This is a genomic window from Paraburkholderia panacisoli (assembly GCF_008369935.1).
Classification (GTDB): domain Bacteria; phylum Pseudomonadota; class Gammaproteobacteria; order Burkholderiales; family Burkholderiaceae; genus Paraburkholderia; species Paraburkholderia panacisoli.
In genome coordinates this window covers 1-2,631 of record NZ_VTUZ01000120.1, presented here as the reverse complement: position 1 = coordinate 2,631, position 2,631 = coordinate 1, and the positions used below count along the sequence as shown (strand labels likewise).

General features: G+C 61.2%; 2 protein-coding genes. Both read left to right on the top strand.

What is annotated here, in order from left to right; translation table 11 throughout:
• Positions 1-347 precede the first annotated feature (347 nt).
• Positions 348-539, top strand: coding sequence for a hypothetical protein (locus FVF58_RS50795; RefSeq protein ID WP_121947126.1), 192 nt, complete (start codon positions 348-350; stop codon positions 537-539).
• Complete coding sequence (locus tag FVF58_RS50790; RefSeq protein ID WP_149676957.1) at positions 532-2,601, top strand: recombinase family protein; 2,070 nt, start codon at positions 532-534, stop codon at positions 2,599-2,601. The genes FVF58_RS50795 and FVF58_RS50790 overlap by 8 nt, the downstream gene beginning before the upstream one ends.
• Positions 2,602-2,631: the final 30 nt, after the last annotated feature.

Sequence of the window (2,631 nt, the reverse complement as noted above, 5' to 3'; positions counted from 1 at the left end):
TACAAGCCGTCAACACAACGCCCATATCATCGAGTCAAGGGAAGTTCTCTATCGCTGGCACCCGTGGTACGGGCACACGGTATGGATTTTCACCACGATAGAGAGGAAGAACGCCGAGTCAGTGCTGCGCTGTGCGCGAGAGCCGTTCGATACAGCGGGCTTGTTGGAGGTCCCGCAATGGATGTTCGATCCCGTTGCCTGCTGTCGCATTACTGCGGCAACGTCTCCCGCCGTCAGCTGTGAAGCATTGAGGGAACTGAAGCACCTCCTGGCGCAGGCGCCTGCTGCCGGGCAGCGCGGTATGGTACAAGCCGAGCACCATCCCTTGCTCCGTACAGGAGGTGCTGATGCGACGCCAGACCAGCCCGCAACCGGGCGCTCAACTCGACCTGTTTCATCCTTTTCCGAAGACGCCACAATGGACGCACCTGCCGCAGGAGGTCCGGCAGGAGGCGGTGCGTCTGCTGGCGCAACTGCTGCGGCAACACCGTCGCGGGCTGTTCGCCGTGGTACACGAGCCGGAGGTGCGCGATGAGTGACAAGATTCGGGCACAGCATCTGACGCGCAAGGCCATGCTGTACGTGCGCCAGTCGTCGGCTTACCAGGTCAGCCACAATCTGGAGAGCCAGAAGCTGCAGTATGCGATGCAGGATCGTCTGCATCAATTGGGCTGGAACGAGATCGAAGTGATCGACGAGGATCTGGGGCGCTCCGCGGCCGGAACGCAAACGCGCACGGGCTTCGAACGGATGGTGGCAGAGGTCTGTCTTGGGCACGTCGGCGCAGTTGCCGCTCGCGAGGTTTCGCGATTCGCGCGCAACAGTCGCGAGTGGCAGCAGCTGGTTGAGGTGTGCCGCATCGTCGACACGGTGCTCATTGATCAGGAGACCGTGTACGCGCCACGGCAGAGCAACGATCGCTTACTGCTCGGCTTGAAGGGCAGCCTGAACGAATACGAGCTGGATCTGTTGCGTCAGCGTTCGCTGGAAGCCCGGCGGGAGAAGGCCAAACGCGGCGAACTCGTCGTCGCGGCACCAGTGGGTTACTGCAAGACCGAAGACCAGCGCCTGGAGAAGGATCCGGATCTACGCGTGCAGGACGCCATCCGCTTAGTATTCCGCCAGTTCGGCGCGATTGGTTCGGTGCGTCAGACGTTGTTATGGTTCCTGGAGCATGGGCTCCAGCTACCAGCCTGTACGCCACGCGGCGAACTCAGCTGGAAACGGCCCAGCTACGGCACGGTGTACCGGATCTTGACCAACCCGATCTACGGTGGTGCGTATGCCTATGGCAAGACCGAATGCGCGATCGATTACAAGGCCGGGGAACCGCGCAAACGCGATCGCCGCAAACCGCGAGATCAGTGGCTTGCGCTCATTCCCAATGCCCACGACGGGTACATTGATTGGGATGAATTCGAACGGATCCAGCGCGCGATCAGTGGCAACCTGCATCTGCCCGGACACCCGGGCGCCCCGAAGAACGGTGAGGCCCTGCTGGCGGGACTGTTGCGGTGCCGGCGCTGTGCGAACAAGCTGACGCTACACTACACGGGTAACAGGCACGACGCCTTGCGCTATAGCTGTCAACGCGGCTGGCTGGACAAGGGGCGACCGCGTTGTATTGCGTTCGGTGGCGCACGCGCGGACGCAGCCATTGCCGAGGCGGTCTTGCAGGTTGTTCAACCGGCAGCAATTGAGGCAGCAATCGTGGCACGCGACGACGAGACCCGGAAGCAGGATGAAGTGCTGGCCGCGCTGCAGCGGGATCTGCAGGCGGCACGCTACGCCGCGCAACGCGCGCAGAAACAGTACGACGCTGCTGACCCCGAGAACCGGCTTGTCGCGGACGAACTGGAGAGGCGCTGGAATGATGCGCTACTTCGCGTAGATGAACTGGAATCGCGTATTGAACAACAGTCGCGCACATCTGGCGAGATACCGCCTGCTCAGCCCGAGGAGTTTGCTGATCTTGCCGCAGCGCTGGAATCGATCTGGCCGCAGGCCGATGCCCGTCTGAAGAAGCGCATTGTGCGCACGCTGATCCACGAAGTCGTCGTCGACGTTGATAACGTAACGAGCGAAATTGTGCTCGTCATCCACTGGATGGGCGGAGTGCATACCGAGATTCGCGTGCCACGGCGGCGTCGCGGAGAGAACACCACGCATACGTCACGTGAAGCGATTGATGCCGTACGTCAGCTTGTCCGGATCTTTCCGGATCTGTTGATTGCCGGCGTGCTCAATCGCAATGACCTGCGAACCGGTCGGGGTAACTTCTGGACCCAGGAGCGAGTTACCGCCTTGCGCAGCCACCATCAGATCCCTGTCTATTCGAACGAGCGGCGCGCAACCGAAGGATGGATGACGTTGACCGAGGCAGCCGCGTTCGTCGGTGTGAGCCCCAGCACGCTCAGGCTTGCAGTTGATCGCAACGAGATCCCTGCCGAACATCCGTTACCCAACGGGCCCTGGATCTTCAATCGCAATTCATTGAGCGGGGACGCAGTTATCGAACTCGTCGCGCGCGCTCGTGCACGGCGCCCACACCCCACAATACCAACGGCACAACAGGGCTCTCTAGATTTATCAACGACATAGCGAGGTTGGGCAGTATGAAACACACTTGTA